The sequence below is a fragment of the Pseudomonas sp. PA-5-4B genome (assembly GCF_021606215.1).
GTDB lineage: Bacteria > Pseudomonadota > Gammaproteobacteria > Pseudomonadales > Pseudomonadaceae > Aquipseudomonas > Aquipseudomonas edaphica.
Genome location: NZ_WKDB01000002.1, coordinates 189,634 through 204,684, shown reverse-complemented (window position 1 = coordinate 204,684; position 15,051 = coordinate 189,634). Strand labels below are relative to the sequence as shown.

Sequence of the window (15,051 nt, the reverse complement as noted above, 5' to 3'; positions counted from 1 at the left end):
AGCAAAGACGCACCCACGGCGCGCCGACCAATGCTACAGAATGCCTGCTACTGCGGCACAACCGCTTTCGGAGGCTTTTATTGCAAAGTGTGTTGTTCGATGAACTCTGTCGGTACCACACCTTCACGGCTGACCAGCCGATTCAGCTCCGAGCGCGGCAATCGAACGGCCAGCAAGCTGACACCTTCTTCGTCGTATTCTTCTTTCTGTACGGCGCCCAGTTCGAAAAACTGTGCACGCAGTCGAGCAAAACGTTGCGGCAAGCGCAAGGTGCCGACAAACAAATCGCTGCCCAGCAGTTCGGCAATCGCTTGTTCAAGCAACTCCAGACCACTGCCATCGCGCGCCGACAGCCATACCCGCTGGGGCTTGCCGTCTTCATCGCGCTGGATTTGCGGCTCAACGCCCTCAAGCAAATCGAGTTTGTTATAGACCTCGAGGATCGGCAAGTCTTGTGCACCAATCTCGCCCAGCACCACCATCACTTGCTCGATCTGCAACATGCGATCCGGTTCGGCCGCATCGATCACGTGCAACAGCAGGTCGGAATTGCTCGACTCTTCGAGCGTAGACCGAAATGCCTCGACCAGCTTGTGGGGCAAATGACGAATGAAACCTACTGTGTCGGCCAGGACAATCGGCCCCAGGTCGTCGATATCCAAACGGCGCAAGGTCGGGTCAAGGGTGGCGAACAGTTGGTCGGCCGCGTACACGTCCGATTTCGTCACGTTGTTGAACAGCGTGGATTTGCCGGCGTTGGTATAGCCCACCAGGGACACGGTAGGGATATCCGCACGCGAGCGACCACGGCGTGATTGTTCGCGCTGGCTGCGTACTTTTTCCAGGCGGCCCTTGATCTGGCGCAGGCGCACCCGCAGCAGGCGGCGGTCGGTTTCCAGCTGGGTTTCACCCGGGCCGCGCATGCCGATGCCACCACCCTGGCGTTCAAGGTGAGTCCAGCCGCGTACCAACCGGGTGCTCATGTGGTCAAGCTGGGCCAGTTCTACCTGGAGCTTGCCTTCATGGGTACGGGCGCGCTGGGCGAAAATATCGAGAATCAGACCGGTGCGGTCGATCACGCGACACTCGAAAACACGTTCGAGGTTACGTTCCTGACTGGGCGTGAGGGTGTGATTGAAGATCACCAGATCGGCTTCTTCGGCGTGAACCAGGTCGCGCAGTTCCTCGACCTTGCCGCTGCCTATCAGGTATTTGGCGGTTGGCCGATGACGCGGTACGTTAAAAAACGCAACGGTCTCGGCGCCGGCCGAATTTGCCAACTCCTGAAACTCCTGCGGATCTTCGCGCGCCTCAGGGTCCTGTCCATCCAAGTGAACGAGGATTACTCGCTCACCACCACCGTGGCGCTCAAAGAACAAAGGAGACTCCTATCAGGCGTTACCTGGCTCAGCGTCACCCTGTTCATCACCTGCTGCGCTAGGCAGACGGATTGGACGAACTGGAACGACTGTCGAGATAGCGTGCTTGTAAACCATCTGGCTGACGGTGTTTTTCAGCAGGATCACGAACTGGTCGAACGACTCGATCGTGCCTTGCAGCTTGATACCGTTAACCAGGTAGATGGAAACCCCAACTTTCTCTTTACGTAAAGTATTCAAGTAAGGGTCTTGTAGCGAATGCCCTTTTGACATGTGCCGCACTCCTTTAAGGATCAATAATAAAATTCGGAAAATAGATAGCTTATGGCCGTCACACCCCCAAGGATAGACGGCAATTGCAAGGACTCAGCTCAATATGGAGACCGATCCCAAGTATTTCAAGGCGCGTGACAGATTGTCGCTGTCCAGGCTGTCCAACCAGTGCAAATCGCTCCAGCTGCGCAGCCAGGTGAACTGGCGCTTCGCCAATTGGCGCGTGGCAATGATGCCGCGCTCCTGCATTTCGGCTGACGTCAGCTTGCCATCCAGGTGTTCCCAGACTTGGCGGTAGCCTACAGCACGTATCGAAGGCAACCCGGCATGCAGGTCACCTCTGGAACGCAGTGCTACGACCTCGTCCACAAACCCCTGTTCCAACATAATTGTGAATCTTTGTGCAATTCGTTCATGCAACACCTGGCGATTTGCCGGAGCAATGGCCAGATTCGCCACAGTATAGGGCAATTGTGACTGTCCAGATGCGCCTGCATCAGCACTTTGCGCAGTTTGTTTCAGCCTGTGTTCAGTCATGGTCTGGCCGCTCACCCGCCAGACTTCCAGGGCGCGACTGAGGCGCTGGGGGTCATTGGGGTGAATGCGCGCAGCGGAAACCGGGTCGACTGCCGCCAACTGGTCGTGCAGGGCTTGCCAGCCAAGGCGTGCAGCCTCTTCTTCAATTTCGCCACGCACCTGGGCGTCCGCCGCAGGCATATCCGCCAAGCCTTCCTGCAAAGCCTTGTAATAGAGCATCGTACCGCCCACCAGCAGCGGAATATTGCCCCGCGCGGTGATCTCGGCCATGGCGGCCAGGGCATCGGCACGGAAATCGGCGGCGGAATAGCTCTCGGCCGGGTCGATGATGTCAATCAACCGGTGCGGATACTGTGCCAACAGTTCTTTTGAAGGCTTGGCCGTGCCGATGTCCATGTCCCGGTAAACCAGGGCAGAGTCGACGCTGATCAGCTCGCAAGGCAGCACTTTGGTCAGCTCGATGGCCAGGTCGGTCTTGCCGGCGGCCGTAGGGCCCATCAGGAAGATGGCGGGGGGCAAGGCACTCATCAACGGCCGCGCAAGAACAGTTTGTCCAAGTCGTCCAGGCCCATTTGGGTCCAGGTCGGTCGGCCATGGTTGCATTGCCCGCTGCGCTCGGTGTTCTCCATGTCGCGCAGCAAACCGTTCATTTCCGGCAACGCCAGGCGGCGGTTGGCGCGGATTGCACCGTGGCAGGCCATGGTACCGAGCAGTTCGTTGATATGTGCCTGGATGCGATCGCTGGTGCCGTATTCCATCAGGTCGGCCAGCACGTCGGCGACCAGACGGTTGGCTTCGGCTTGCTTGAGCAAGGCGGGAATCTGGCGAATAGCCAGGGTTTCCGGGCCCAGGCGTTGCAGTTCGAAGCCCAGCTTCTGGAACACGCTGTGGTGTTCCTCGGCGCAATCGGCCTCACGCTGGCTCACCGCCAGGGATTCCGGCACCAACAGCGGCTGGCCGCTCAGACCTTCACTGGCCATGGCGATCTTCAAGCGCTCGTACATGATCCGTTCGTGGGCGGCGTGCATGTCCACCAGCACCAGGCCGTGGGCGTTTTCGGACAGGATATAAATGCCCTTGAGCTGCGCCAGCGCATAACCCAAAGGCGGAATATCACCGCCGCCCTCAGGCAACGCCACAGCGCCCGGCTCAGCCCCCGGCAGCGGTGCAAAAAATTCGCGATAGGCCGCCTGGGCCTCGGCTACCGGCACAGTCGACTGCGGGCGTGGCGTGTATTGGTACTGATAACCCGCGCCCGCACCGGACCCCGGCGCGGTGTAGGAAGGCTGCGGCTGCGGCGATTGCAGCAGGTTGGCCGCCAGGCTCATTTCACCCTGAGGCCCGAACTCGCCGGCCTCCGGACCGCTGGGCCTGACCACCGCCGTCACAATCGGCGCTGACAACTGATCATCGGGGCGCACATCGCCCAAGGCGCGGTGCAACGTGCCGTAGAGGAAGTCATGCACCATGCGCCCGTCACGGAAGCGCACTTCGTGCTTGGTCGGGTGCACGTTGACGTCGACCACCGACGGGTCGACTTCAAAGAACAGCACAAACGTCGGGTGCCGCCCGTTGAACAGCACATCGCGATACGCCTGGCGCACCGCGTGGGCCACCAGTTTGTCGCGTACCGCACGGCCATTCACAAAGAAATACTGCAAGTCCGCCTGGCTGCGGGAGAAGGTCGGCAAACCGACCCAGCCCCACAGGCGCAAGCCATTGCGCTCGATTTCAATCGGCAGCGCCTGCTCAAGGAAGCCTGCGCCGCAGATCGCCGAGACCCGCCGAGCGCGCGCGGCGTCGTCATGGGCTTCGTGCAGGCTGAGGATGGTTTTGCCGTTGTGGCGTAAATGGAACGCCACATCAAAACGCGCCAACGCCAGGCGCTTGATGACTTCTTGCAGGTGATCGAATTCGGTTTTTTCGGCCTTGAGGAACTTGCGTCGCGCGGGCGTATTGAAAAACAGGTCGCGAACTTCAACCGACGTCCCCACCGGGTGCGCGGCCGGCTGCACACGAGGCGCCATGTCACGGCCTTCGGTTTCCACCTGCCAGGCTTGCTCGGCGCTGCGGGTGCGCGAAGTCAGGGTCAGGCGTGCTACGGAGCTGATGGACGCCAATGCCTCACCGCGAAAACCCAGGCTCATTACCCGCTCAAGGTCTTCAAGGTCGCGAATCTTGCTGGTGGCGTGACGAGCCAGGGCCAGCGGCAGGTCATCCGAGGAAATCCCGCTGCCGTCGTCGCGAACCCGCAGCAGCTTGACGCCGCCCTGCTCCACATCGACATCAATGCGCTTGGCACCGGAGTCGATACTGTTTTCCAGCAATTCCTTGATCACCGACGCCGGGCGCTCAACCACCTCACCCGCAGCAATCTGGTTGGCGAGGCGCGGGCTGAGCAGTTCGATGCGCGAGCCACTGTTCAATAAGGAGTCGCTCATTACTGCGCCGCCAATTCAGTGCCAGGGATGGTCAACACCTGACCGACTTTCAACTCATCGGTCTTCAGGTTGTTGGCGCTGCGCAAGGTCGCGGCAGATACCTGGAAACGCACGGCCAGCATGGCCAGCGTGTCGCCGGGTTGCACGCGATGGTCACGCGGGCCTTGGGCGATTTTGCCGGAATCACGCAGCCAGGCAATGTAGGTACCCGGCGGCGGGTTCTGCTGGAAGAACTGGCGAATACCGGCGCTGATCGAACGCGCCAGCGCCTGCTGGTGATTGGCGCTGGCCAGCTTCGAGGCTTCGTTGGAGTTGGAAATAAACCCGGTTTCCACCAGGATCGACGGGATATCCGGCGACTTCAACACCATGAACCCAGCCTGCTCCACGCGCTGTTTGTGCAGGGACGTCACGCGGCCAATGTTGCTGAGGACTTTTTGGCCAACGTTCAAGCTGGAGGTCAGCGAAGCGGTCATCGACAGGTCGAGCAGTACACCGGCGAGCATTTTGTCCTTGTCGTCGAGGGACACGTTGCCGGCCCCGCCGATCAGGTCGGAACGGTTTTCACTGTCGGCCAGCCAGCGTGCGGTCTCGGACGTGGCGCCACGATCCGACAAGGCAAACACCGAGGCACCGAAGGCAGCGGTTGATGGCGCGGCGTCGGCATGGATCGACACAAACAGGTCTGCACCCTTCTTGCGGGCGATTTCGGTACGGCCACGCAGCGGGATGAAGTAGTCGCCGGTACGGGTCAGCTCGGCGCGATAACCTTTCATGCCATTGACCTGGCGCTGCAGTTCACGGGCGATGGCCAGTACCACATCTTTTTCATGCTGGCCGCGCGAGCCGGAGGCGCCCGGGTCTTCGCCGCCGTGGCCGGCGTCGATCACCACAATAATGTCGCGCTTGCCCGCAGGCGCAGGTGGTGGCGGCGGCAACTTGACCTGCGGCTGCGACGGGTTGACCGGCACGGCTGGAACAGTCGCAACGCTTGGGGTTGGCGCAGGCGGTGGTGCAGCGTCGGCGGCGTTGTCGAACAGGTCGACCACCAACCGATTGCCGTATTGGGCATTAGGCGCCAGCACAAAGCTTTTCGGGGTCACGGCCTTTTTCAGGTCGATGACCACACGCAGGTCCGTCGGCGTGCGCTGGGCCGAGCGCATCGCGGTGATCGGGGTATTGGCGGTTGAGACTTTCAGCGGCGCGCCGAGGGTGGCGCCGTTGATGTCGATCACCAGGCGATCGGGCGCCGTCAGGGTAAAGACGCTGTGCTGGACCGGGCCAGACAGGTCGAACACCAGTCGCGTGTTATCCGGCGCTCGCCACAGGCGAACACTTTTCACCTGTGAAGCAGCCAGAGCATTGAAAGTCATTGCCGCAAGCAACACCCCTACGACAGCAACCATCGCGCGAAAGCGCATACCTAACCCCACCAATTTTATTTGAATTCCAATGCCAGGGCCGCGCACCAAGACTGGCCGCGCGCACTCTGGGGCAACAACTTCAGCTGACGTCCATGCTCATGCGGCGTAATGGTAATGGTCAGGTCCGGCTTTGGCAAAAAGCCTGTGCCTTTATCTGGCCACTCGATCAAGCACAGTGCGTCTTCATCGAAGTAATCACGGATGCCCATGTACTCCAGTTCTTCGGGGTCGACCAGCCGATACAGGTCGAAATGGAAGGCGCGAACTGCGCCGATCTCGTAGGGTTCGACCAAGGTGAACGTCGGGCTTTTTACCGCGCCCGTGTGGCCCAACCCACGAATTATCCCTCGCGACAGCGTGGTTTTGCCCGCGCCCAGGTCCCCTTCAAGGAATATCAGTCCTGCGCCGGCCGTAACCTGTGCAATACGCTGACCCAACGCAACCATGGCGTCTTCATCAGCCAGAAAAAGGCTTACTTCAGGCACGGCGACTGCTCCTCCAGCAATTGACGAATGGCAGGTATCAGGTCGCTGGCGGCCAGGCCGCGACCATAAGTGCCTTGGCGATCCCCCGCCGTGGCGTGCAACCACACAGCCAGGCCACTTGCCTCATAGGCGGGCATGCCCTGGGCCAGCAATGCACCCACCAAGCCGCTCAGCACATCACCCAAACCGGCCGTCGCCATCGCCGGGTGACCTTGGTCACAGCGCGAAACACGGCCGTCCGGGCTGGCAATCAAACTGCCAGCACCCTTGAGGATAGCCACTGCATTGAATTTCTGGCTTAACGCGCGCGCCACGTTAAGGCGATCGGCCTGAACCGCGCCTGTCGTGATGCCCATCAACCGCGCCGCCTCACCGGGATGCGGCGTGATAACGCTGTTGGCCGGCAGGCTTACGACGCCTGCGGCCAACTGGTTCAAGGCGTCAGCATCCCAAACTTGCGGCTGCTGGGCGTTGGCGGCAACCGACAACAGGCTTTTGCCCCAGGACGCTGCGCCCAGGCCAGGACCGATAACGATCACCGAGATTTTTTCCAGCAGCCCCATCAACTGATTGGCCGAACTGACGCCGACGGTCATCACCTCCGGCAAACGTGCGAGTGCGGCTGGCACGTGTTCCGGGCGAGTCGCCAACGAAACCATGCCTGCGCCACTGCGCAAGGCGCTTTCGGCGCTGAGCAGCCCGGCACCGCCAAAGCCATGGTCGCCGCCGATGACCAGCAGGTGACCGAACTGGCCTTTATGGGCGTCCGGGGAGCGTGCAGCCAGTTGCGGCAAATGGCCGTGCAACAGCGGCTGTACGTCGGTAATTGTGTGTTTTGTCTGCGGCATGCGTCTTCAAGCTCCGATGTCTGGCAGAATTATACGCATCTAACCTGTGGTTTCCCGTGTCTCATGCCTGCAATTACTTCCGATCTGCCCGCCCTCGCCCAATCGATCAAAGACTGGGGCCGCGAGCTGGGCTTTCAACAAGTCGGCATCAGCGGCCTGGACCTGGCCGAGCATGAGCAGCACCTGCAACGCTGGCTCGACGCGGGCTACCACGGCGAGATGGAATACATGGGCGCCCATGGCAGCAAACGTTCGCACCCCGATGAACTGGTGCCGGGCACGCTGCGTGTGGTTTCGCTGCGCATGGATTATCTGCCAGGCGACACGCAAATGGCGCAGTTGCTGGCCAAGCCAGAAAAAGCCTACATCTCCCGTTACGCCTTGGGTCGCGATTACCACAAGCTGATCCGCAAGCGCGTGCAACAACTGGCCGACCGTATCCAGGCACAGATCGGCCCGTTCGGCTTTCGCGCCTTTGTCGACAGCGCGCCCGTTTTGGAAAAAGCCATTGCCGAACAAGCTGGCCTCGGCTGGATCGGCAAAAACACCCTGGTACTCAATCGCAAGGCCGGCAGCTATTTCTTTTTAAGCGAACTGTTTGTCGATTTGCCGTTGCCCGTGGACGCGCCTCACGTCACCGAGCATTGCGGCCGCTGCACCGCATGCCTGGATATCTGCCCCACCAATGCCTTCGTCGGCCCCTATGTGCTCGACGCGCGGCGCTGCATTTCCTACCTGACCATCGAGCTCAAGAGTGCGATCCCCGAGGACCTGCGCCCACTGATCGGCAATCGAGTGTTCGGCTGCGATGACTGTCAGATTGTTTGCCCGTGGAATCGTTTCGCCCGATCCACGGCCGAAAGCGATTTTAAGCCACGGCACAATCTGGATAACGCAGAACTGGCCGAATTGTTTATGTGGGACGAGGATAAATTCCTCAGCAACACAGAAGGCTCGCCCCTGCGTCGTGCCGGGTATGAGCGCTGGCTGCGCAACCTGGCAGTGGGCCTGGGCAACGCGCCGTCAAGCATTCCGGTACTCGAAGCCTTGAAAGCACGTCGCGATTATCCGTCCGAACTGGTGCGCGAACATGTGGAATGGGCGCTGAACCAGCACGCTACGCGCTAGTGCACGTCGTCGTTGTAGACGAACTTGGGCATTTCCCAGTGAAAACGTATCGCCAGCAGCCGCAATAAAAAGCCGCTGAACAAAGTCAGCAGAATCGCCTGCTCGCTGGGCAGTTGCAGATACAGGCACAGCATGTAGAACCAGGCCGCGAGGAACGACACGCTGGCGTACAGCTCGCGGCGAAAGATCAGCGGGATGTCGTTACAGAAGATATCGCGCAGGATGCCGCCGAATACGCCCGTGATCACGCCGCTGACTGAAGCCACCAGCATGCCGTGACCCATTTCCAAAGCAGTCATGCAGCCGATCAGGGTAAACGCCACCAGGCCCAAGGCGTCCAGCGCCAGGAACAGCGAGCGCAGACGGCGCATCAGCGGTGCAATAAAGATCGTCACCAGCGCGGCGATCGAGGTCAGCACCAGGTATTCCGGGTGTTTGACCCACGTCAGCGGGTAATGCCCCAACAGTACATCGCGCACCGAACCGCCGCCCAGCGCCGTGACGCAGGCGATCAGCACCACGCCAAACCAGTCCATCCCACGGCGCCCGGCGGACAGCGCGCCGGTCATGGCTTCGGCGGTGATGGCGATGAGGTAGAGCATCAACAGCATGATGGCGATCCTTGCGAATAGGCGCGCATTCTAATCATTGGGTGATGGCACCAAAAGGGGGCGCATGGCGAAAGACCGTATTGACAGCATCGCAGGCAAGCCAGCTCCCACATTTGAATGTGTTCACAAGTCAAAGTGTGGGAGCTGGCTTGCCTGCGATAGGGCCAGAGCAGGCGCCACAGATTCAAGCCTTGATGAAATGCTTGCGGTAATGCTGCAACTCGGCGATCGACTCGCGAATGTCATCCAGCGCCAAATGCGTGCTGCCTTTGTGGAAGCTGTCCTTGACCTCCGGCGCCCAGCGCGCCGCCAGCTCTTTGAGCGTGGACACGTCCAGGTTGCGATAGTGGAAGTAGCTTTCCAGCCCCTTCATGTGCGTATAAAGGAAGCGACGATCCTGGCAGATGCTGTTGCCGCAGATTGGCGACTTGCCCTTGGGCACCCACTTTTCCAGAAAGGCGATGGTTTCAGCTTCGGCGTCGCGCATGCTGATGCGGCTGTCGCGCACGCGCTGGGTCAGGCCGGAATTGCCGTGGGTGCGGGTGTTCCACTCGTCCATGGTGGCCAGTACAGCGTCGCTGTGGTGGATGGCGATCACCGGACCTTCGGCCAAGGTGTTGAGGTTGCTGTCGGTGACAATGGTCGCCATCTCGATGATGACGTCGGTGTCGGGGTTCAGACCGGTCATTTCCAGATCGATCCAAATCAGGTTCTGTGGGTTTTGCATGGCTTGATTCTCTTGGCCCTTGGCTTAGCTGCGCAGTTTAGCAGGCGGGGGCGTGCTAGACTCGCGACCGTTTTACCCAACCTTTGCATTATCGACACGGAACACCAATGGCCAAACGCCAGCTCAATCGCCGCCAAAACTGGCGCATCGAAAAGATTCAAGGCGAACGCGCCGCTCGCGCCGCCAAACGTGAATCCTCCGCCGTGGAAGCGCTCGAGGGCGGCGACCTGGGGCCTGAACAAACGGGCCTGGTGATCGCGCACTTTGGTGTGCAGGTCGAAGTCGAGGCGCTCGAGGGCGAACTCGCAGGCTCGGTGTCGCGCTGCCACCTGCGCGCCAACCTGCCTGCGCTGGTCACCGGCGACAAGGTCGTGTGGCGTGCCGGCAACCAGGGCATCGGCGTGATCGTCGCCCAATTGCCGCGCACCACCGAACTACGCCGCCCCGACAGTCGTGGCCAGCTCAAGCCAGTGGCGGCCAACGTCGACATGATCGTGATCGTGTTCGCGCCGCTGCCCGAGCCGCACGCCAACCTGATCGACCGCTACCTGGTCGCAGCCGAGCATGCCGGCATTCGCCCGCTGCTGCTGCTGAACAAATTCGACCTGATCGACGAGCAGAACGCCCCGGCGCTCAACGCGTTGCTGGCGGTCTACCGCACCCTGGGTTACCCGGTGCTGGAAGTGTCGGCGCATCACGGCAATGGCATGGAACAACTGCAACAGCAGTTGGACGGGCGCATCAGTGTGTTCGTCGGCCAGTCTGGCGTGGGCAAGTCATCGCTGGTCAACAGCCTGCTGCCGGAAGTCGACACCCGTGTCGGCCCGCTGTCGGAACTGTCCGGCCAGGGTACCCACACCACCACCACCGCGCGGTTGTTCCACTTCCCCGGCGGCGGTGAGTTGATCGACTCCCCAGGCATCCGTGAATTCGGCCTCGGCCACGTCAGCCGCAGCGATGTGGAAGCGGGCTTCATCGAGTTCAACGATCTGATCGGCACCTGCCGCTTCCGCGACTGCAAACACGACCGTGAGCCGGGTTGTGCGTTGCTCAAGGCCCTGGAAGATGGGCGCGTGCAGCAGCAGCGAATGAACAGCTATCGGTCGATTATTGCGAGCTTGCCGGAGAGCAGCTACTAACGATCCACTTCTTGATACACATAAACCAGTGTACTGAAGCCCCTAGTCCATTGATTTAATAGGAGCAGGCATCAAGAATCCGGACCAACTGGGTGGCTCATACGCACAAGCCAGCTTGTATTCGGATTTCTCGATGCGCATAATTGCTCCGTCACCAGCGAAAGCTGGCAGGAGTCTGGATCCTTTTCGGGGTTGATCCAGCGGCGCAGAAGGGGCGAAGCAAGCTCCACTGCGCGTCGAATGAAGCCGCCTTCGGGCGGCTTTGCTTTTTGTGGGGCATTAACAACTGCACAGAAAGACTCGCTCCAAGGGCCGGGAGTACTTCGTGCCGCGCCTGTGCGTGGAGGACATGCGAGTTGTCATCAGCGGCGTCAAAGCCTACCTTCCTCTCTGAACACAAATGAAAACGCCCCGACATAGTCGGGGCGTTTTCATTTACAACCAACAAAGACCGCTTACGAACCCGGCGTTGGCGCAGGCGCCGTAGGGTCTTTCACCCCGCCGTCATCAAACAGGTTCAGCTTCTGCCGCAGCTCATGGGCCGGCAGCGGCTCCTGCCCTGGCGGAATAGCATTCGGATCTGCCGGCACTTCACCCGGTGCGCCTTCGCCCTGGGTCGGCGCCGCAGGTGGCGGCTGATCACCTTCAATCGCACGCTGGGCTTTTTTAGTCAGCACCACGATATCGATACGGCGGTTGATCGGGTTGAACGGGTCTTTAGGGTCAAACAACTGCGAGGACGCAAACCCCACCACGCGCGCCACTTGCGGGTCGGGATAGCTGCCCGCCACCAACGCACGGCGGGCGGCGTTGGCGCGGTTGGCCGAAAGCTCCCAGTTGCCGAAGTCGCCTTGGCCCGCATAGGGCTTGGCGTCGGTATGACCGCTGATGCTGATCTTGTTCGGCACCGCCTTGATGGTGTCGGCCATGGCCAGCAGGATATCTTCGAAGTACGGCTTCAAGCGCGCACTGCCGGAGTCGAACATCGGCCGATTGGCCGCATCGGTGATCTGGATGCGCAAGCCTTCGGGGGTGATCTCGAAGGAAATCTGATCCTTGAACTTCAGCAGCTGCGGGTTTTCTTCGACCTTGGTCTGCAGTTCCTGCAGCAACAACTCCAGGCGCTCTTTCTCGACCTGCTCGGCCATGCTCTCGACGGTGTCGCGCTCGATCGGGATATTTTCCTGCGGCGACTCGGTCTTGACCTCGGGGTTGATGGTGCGCTCAGGCGCCAGTTGCGGTGAGCCGCCCAGGTCGATCACGAAGGGCGTGCCGCTTTCCGAAAAACCAATCGGGTCTTTGAAGTAACCGGCAATGGCGATCTTCTGCTCGGGCGTGGCGGTCGACATCAGCCACAGCACCAGGAAGAACGCCATCATCGCCGTGGCAAAGTCGGCGAAGGCGATTTTCCAGGCGCCGCCATGGTGCCCCGCAGCGAAGCGCTTGACGCGCTTGATGATTATCGGCTGGTTGTTTTCCATGACTTAGCGACCGCGAACCGCTTGTTCCAGCTCGGCAAAACTTGGGCGATGTTTCGGGTACAGCACCTTGCGCCCGAACTCCACCGCCAGCGATGGCGGCATGCCGGACGCCGAAGCCACCAGGCAGGCCTTGATCGCTTCGTACAAATTCACTTCTTCCTTGGCATCGTGGGCCAGGGACGTGGCCAGTGGGCCGAAGAAACCGTAGGCCGCGAGGATACCGAAGAAGGTACCGACGAGGGCCGCGCCCACGTGCATGCCGATAGCCTTCTGGTCGCCCTCACCCAGGGATGCCATGGTCACCACAATGCCCAGTACCGCCGCAACGATACCAAAACCGGGCATGCCGTCAGCGACGCCGGTCACGGCGTGGGAAGGATGTTCCAGCTCTTCCTTCAGGCTGAACAGCTCCATGTCGAACAGCCCTTCGAGCTCGTGCGGGGCCATGTTGCCGGAGGACATGATGCGCAGGTAGTCACAGATGTAGGCGGTCATGCGCTCATCTTTGAGCACGGCCGGGTACTTGGCGAAAATCGGGCTGGCGGCAGCGTCTTCGATGTCGCCTTCGATGGCCATCATGCCTTCGCGGCGGCTCTTGTTGAGGATCTCGTAGATCAGCCCCAGCACTTCAAGATAGAACGTGTGAGAGAAGCGTGAGCTGAACATGCCCAGCGACTTTTTGATCACGTGCATGGTCATGTAGCCGGGGTTGGCCTGCAGGAAAGCACCAAACGCGGCGCCGCCGATGATCAGCACTTCGAAGGGCTGGATCAGCGCGGCAATTTTACCGTGGGACAGGACGTACCCACCGAGCACACTTGCGATGACGACGATGATGCCGATAATTTTAGCCATAGGAGATTGGTACTTGCGCCGTCGGGTTCATGGACATAGTGGGTGCTGCAGAAAACTCTTGTTCTACTTATCGGCAAAACTGCGCCAGACTATAGCCCGTTAAGGCGAAAAGCCAATTCGGCCCGTTCCGGGCGTGTAGAACGCAAGTGATGATCGCGCCCCAATCATGGCAAACGAAACGACAGTTCCAAATACAAAACCCACCACCCTCGCCGCTTGGATCAAGCGCCTGGACGATGTGCTGCTGCCTGTTCCTCAGGCTAGTCACGAACGCGTGTGCAAGGCCATCCGCGACAGCCGCAGTTCATTGCGAGATATTGCCGAGCTGATGCAAAACAGCCCGGCACTGGTGCTCAGTGTGATGCGCGAGGCCAACAGCCAGGCGCACGGCAGCCTGTCGGGGCCGGCGGAAAACCTCGAAGTGGCGCTGAACCGCCTGGGTCTCAAACGCGCCGAAGAATTGCTCGCGCGCCTGCCCTCGGTGCCGGAAAAAGACATCCCGGTGGCTTTGCGCCAACTGCTGCTGATAAGCCAGCACGCCTCACAGCAAGCCAACGGTTTGTTCGCCAGCCGCCTGGCGCGGCTGTGGCAAGACATCCATTGGGGCAGCCTGCTGTTTCTGTCGCCGCTGTGGCCGCTGGCCGTGGCCTACCCCAAACTCCTGGAAGAATGGGAACTGCGGGTCATCCACAAAGGCCAGTCGGCGCACAAGGTCGAGCAGGAACTGTTCGGTGTACGCCTGCTCGACTTGTGCCTTGGCCTGACCGAAGCCTGGCACCTGCCGATCTGGGTGTCCCAGGGCTACAACCTGCTGCTGACCGAGCAGCGCTTGCTGGTCAAGGCGCTGCACATCGCCCGCGAAGATGACGCGCTGCGCCAGCAGCAACTGCTCGATGCCGAACCCAACCTGCGGCGCTGGTTGAACCAACCCGCCAACACCGTGCTGCTGGCCAACGGCCTGGCGATGTCGGCCCAGGAATCCTGGACCTGCCCGCACACCGAGCGCTGGCAATACCTTACCGCGCTGTACCTGCAAGCGCCGCTGTGTGACGTGCAGCAGCAGGTTCACCAACAAGCGGTCACCAGCGCGCGCACCACCTTGATGCCGGACCTCTGGCACCCGGCGCTGTCGCTGATCTGGCCGTGGCATGTGCAGAAGGTCCATCGCGGCCTGCTGCCCGCACCGCCGCCCACTGCCGAAGCACTGGCCGTGTGGCGCAAGCGCTGCACCGAGTTGCTGGTCGAACCAAGCCGCTTTGCCAACGCCATGCACTTGACCACCTGCGCCAAGGAAGCCTTGGTCGCCAGTGGCATGCAGCGGGTGCTGCTCTTTATGGCCGACCGCGCCCTGAGTACCTTGCGTGTGCATCAGGCCGATGGCTTGCCCAAGGACGCTGCCAACCTGAGCCTCGACGTCGTCAACAGCACACTGCTGCAACGCTTGCTGGAAAAGTCCGCCCAGGTGCGCCTCACGCCAGACAATCACGCGCAATTTTCTGCGCTGCTGCCGCCGATCCTGCGCCGCTGGTTTACCGGTGAACACCTGTTGCTACGCTCTCTGAGCTGCAATGGCCGCGTGGTGATGCTGATGGTCGCCGACCAGGGCGGCGGGCCGTTCTCGGAAACCACCGTGCAGGCTTTTGGCAAAACCGCTCAATGCATCGAGAAAGCGCTGCACAGCTTTACCAACCGCAGCGCCTGATGCTTGCGCTACAATCGCCCT

14 protein-coding genes are annotated in these 15,051 nt (G+C 60.8%); 3 read left to right on the top strand and 11 right to left on the bottom strand.

Annotation, left to right across the window (positions count from 1 at the left end):
• Window positions 1-77: 77 nt before the first annotated feature.
• From hflX to GIW28_RS02765, 7 genes are all read right to left on the bottom strand, one after another.
• A complete protein-coding gene (hflX, locus tag GIW28_RS02795; RefSeq protein ID WP_017138462.1) occupies window positions 78-1,379 on the bottom strand; it encodes a ribosome rescue GTPase HflX in 1,302 nt (433 codons plus the stop codon).
• A gap of 12 nt (window positions 1,380-1,391) precedes the next feature.
• On the bottom strand, window positions 1,392-1,652 hold the full coding sequence (gene hfq, locus GIW28_RS02790) for an RNA chaperone Hfq (protein WP_003188059.1): 261 nt from the start codon (window positions 1,650-1,652) through the stop codon (window positions 1,392-1,394).
• A gap of 93 nt (window positions 1,653-1,745) precedes the next feature.
• The gene (gene miaA, locus GIW28_RS02785) at window positions 1,746-2,717 is read right to left on the bottom strand and encodes a tRNA (adenosine(37)-N6)-dimethylallyltransferase MiaA (RefSeq protein ID WP_017138463.1); all 972 of its coding nucleotides are present in this window, start codon (window positions 2,715-2,717) and stop codon (window positions 1,746-1,748) included.
• Window positions 2,717-4,630 (bottom strand): DNA mismatch repair endonuclease MutL, encoded by a 1,914-nt coding sequence (gene mutL / locus GIW28_RS02780; protein ID WP_370589495.1) that lies wholly within the window; start codon window positions 4,628-4,630, stop codon window positions 2,717-2,719. The genes miaA and mutL overlap by 1 nt, the downstream gene beginning before the upstream one ends.
• Window positions 4,630-6,051 (bottom strand): N-acetylmuramoyl-L-alanine amidase, encoded by a 1,422-nt coding sequence (locus GIW28_RS02775; RefSeq protein ID WP_017138465.1) that lies wholly within the window; start codon window positions 6,049-6,051, stop codon window positions 4,630-4,632. Before GIW28_RS02775 ends, mutL begins: the two co-directional genes overlap by 1 nt.
• Window positions 6,052-6,068: 17 nt before the next feature.
• A complete protein-coding gene (tsaE, locus tag GIW28_RS02770) occupies window positions 6,069-6,539 on the bottom strand; it encodes a tRNA (adenosine(37)-N6)-threonylcarbamoyltransferase complex ATPase subunit type 1 TsaE (protein ID WP_017138466.1) in 471 nt (156 codons plus the stop codon).
• Complete coding sequence (locus tag GIW28_RS02765) at window positions 6,527-7,387, bottom strand: NAD(P)H-hydrate dehydratase (protein WP_236445727.1); 861 nt, start codon at window positions 7,385-7,387, stop codon at window positions 6,527-6,529. Before GIW28_RS02765 ends, tsaE begins: the two co-directional genes overlap by 13 nt.
• 63 nt (window positions 7,388-7,450) lie before the next feature.
• Here GIW28_RS02765 and queG point away from each other — a divergent pair, with 63 nt between their 5' ends.
• Window positions 7,451-8,515 carry a tRNA epoxyqueuosine(34) reductase QueG gene (gene queG, locus GIW28_RS02760; RefSeq protein WP_017138468.1) on the top strand — a complete coding sequence of 355 codons (1,065 nt, stop codon included), beginning with the start codon at window positions 7,451-7,453 and terminating at the stop codon, window positions 8,513-8,515.
• Here the strand turns inward: queG and GIW28_RS02755 are convergent.
• On the bottom strand, window positions 8,512-9,129 hold the full coding sequence (locus tag GIW28_RS02755) for a trimeric intracellular cation channel family protein (protein WP_169986743.1): 618 nt from the start codon (window positions 9,127-9,129) through the stop codon (window positions 8,512-8,514). The genes queG and GIW28_RS02755 overlap by 4 nt on opposite strands.
• Before the next feature lie 181 nt (window positions 9,130-9,310).
• Window positions 9,311-9,853: an oligoribonuclease gene (gene orn / locus GIW28_RS02750; RefSeq protein WP_056860533.1), complete on the bottom strand. Its 543-nt coding sequence runs from the start codon at window positions 9,851-9,853 to the stop codon at window positions 9,311-9,313.
• Window positions 9,854-9,960: 107 nt separating this feature from the next.
• On the opposite strand from orn, the gene rsgA reads away from it, so the two are divergent.
• Window positions 9,961-10,992 carry a small ribosomal subunit biogenesis GTPase RsgA gene (gene rsgA, locus GIW28_RS02745; protein ID WP_003171340.1) on the top strand — a complete coding sequence of 344 codons (1,032 nt, stop codon included), beginning with the start codon at window positions 9,961-9,963 and terminating at the stop codon, window positions 10,990-10,992.
• 455 nt (window positions 10,993-11,447) lie between these two features.
• Here the strand turns inward: rsgA and motB are convergent, their stop codons facing one another.
• Together motB and motA are read right to left on the bottom strand one after the other, a co-directional pair.
• Complete coding sequence (gene motB / locus GIW28_RS02740; RefSeq protein ID WP_017138471.1) at window positions 11,448-12,473, bottom strand: flagellar motor protein MotB; 1,026 nt, start codon at window positions 12,471-12,473, stop codon at window positions 11,448-11,450.
• 3 nt (window positions 12,474-12,476) lie between these two features.
• Window positions 12,477-13,328 (bottom strand): flagellar motor stator protein MotA, encoded by an 852-nt coding sequence (motA, locus tag GIW28_RS02735; protein ID WP_017138472.1) that lies wholly within the window; start codon window positions 13,326-13,328, stop codon window positions 12,477-12,479.
• A 166-nt stretch (window positions 13,329-13,494) separates the two neighbouring features.
• Here motA and GIW28_RS02730 point away from each other — a divergent pair, with 166 nt between their 5' ends.
• Entirely contained in the window at window positions 13,495-15,030 is a 1,536-nt protein-coding gene (locus tag GIW28_RS02730; RefSeq protein ID WP_017138473.1) for an HDOD domain-containing protein, read from the top strand.
• Window positions 15,031-15,051: the final 21 nt, after the last annotated feature.

Excerpts from the sequence above, each read along its gene's own strand:
- hfq (WP_003188059.1), bottom strand. The coding sequence starts at position 1,652 with ATGTCAAAAGGGCATTCGCTACAAGACCCTTACTTGAATACTTTACGT.
- miaA (WP_017138463.1), bottom strand. The coding sequence starts at position 2,717 with ATGAGTGCCTTGCCCCCCGCCATCTTCCTGATGGGCCCTACGGCCGCC.
- mutL (WP_370589495.1), bottom strand. The coding sequence starts at position 4,630 with ATGAGCGACTCCTTATTGAACAGTGGCTCGCGCATCGAACTGCTCAGC.
- GIW28_RS02775 (WP_017138465.1), bottom strand. The coding sequence starts at position 6,051 with ATGCGCTTTCGCGCGATGGTTGCTGTCGTAGGGGTGTTGCTTGCGGCA.
- GIW28_RS02765 (WP_236445727.1), bottom strand. The coding sequence starts at position 7,387 with ATGCCGCAGACAAAACACACAATTACCGACGTACAGCCGCTGTTGCAC.
- queG (WP_017138468.1), top strand. The coding sequence starts at position 7,451 with ATGCCTGCAATTACTTCCGATCTGCCCGCCCTCGCCCAATCGATCAAA.
- orn (WP_056860533.1), bottom strand. The coding sequence starts at position 9,853 with ATGCAAAACCCACAGAACCTGATTTGGATCGATCTGGAAATGACCGGT.
- rsgA (WP_003171340.1), top strand. The coding sequence starts at position 9,961 with ATGGCCAAACGCCAGCTCAATCGCCGCCAAAACTGGCGCATCGAAAAG.
- motB (WP_017138471.1), bottom strand. The coding sequence starts at position 12,473 with ATGGAAAACAACCAGCCGATAATCATCAAGCGCGTCAAGCGCTTCGCT.
- motA (WP_017138472.1), bottom strand. The coding sequence starts at position 13,328 with ATGGCTAAAATTATCGGCATCATCGTCGTCATCGCAAGTGTGCTCGGT.
- GIW28_RS02730 (WP_017138473.1), top strand. The coding sequence starts at position 13,495 with ATGGCAAACGAAACGACAGTTCCAAATACAAAACCCACCACCCTCGCC.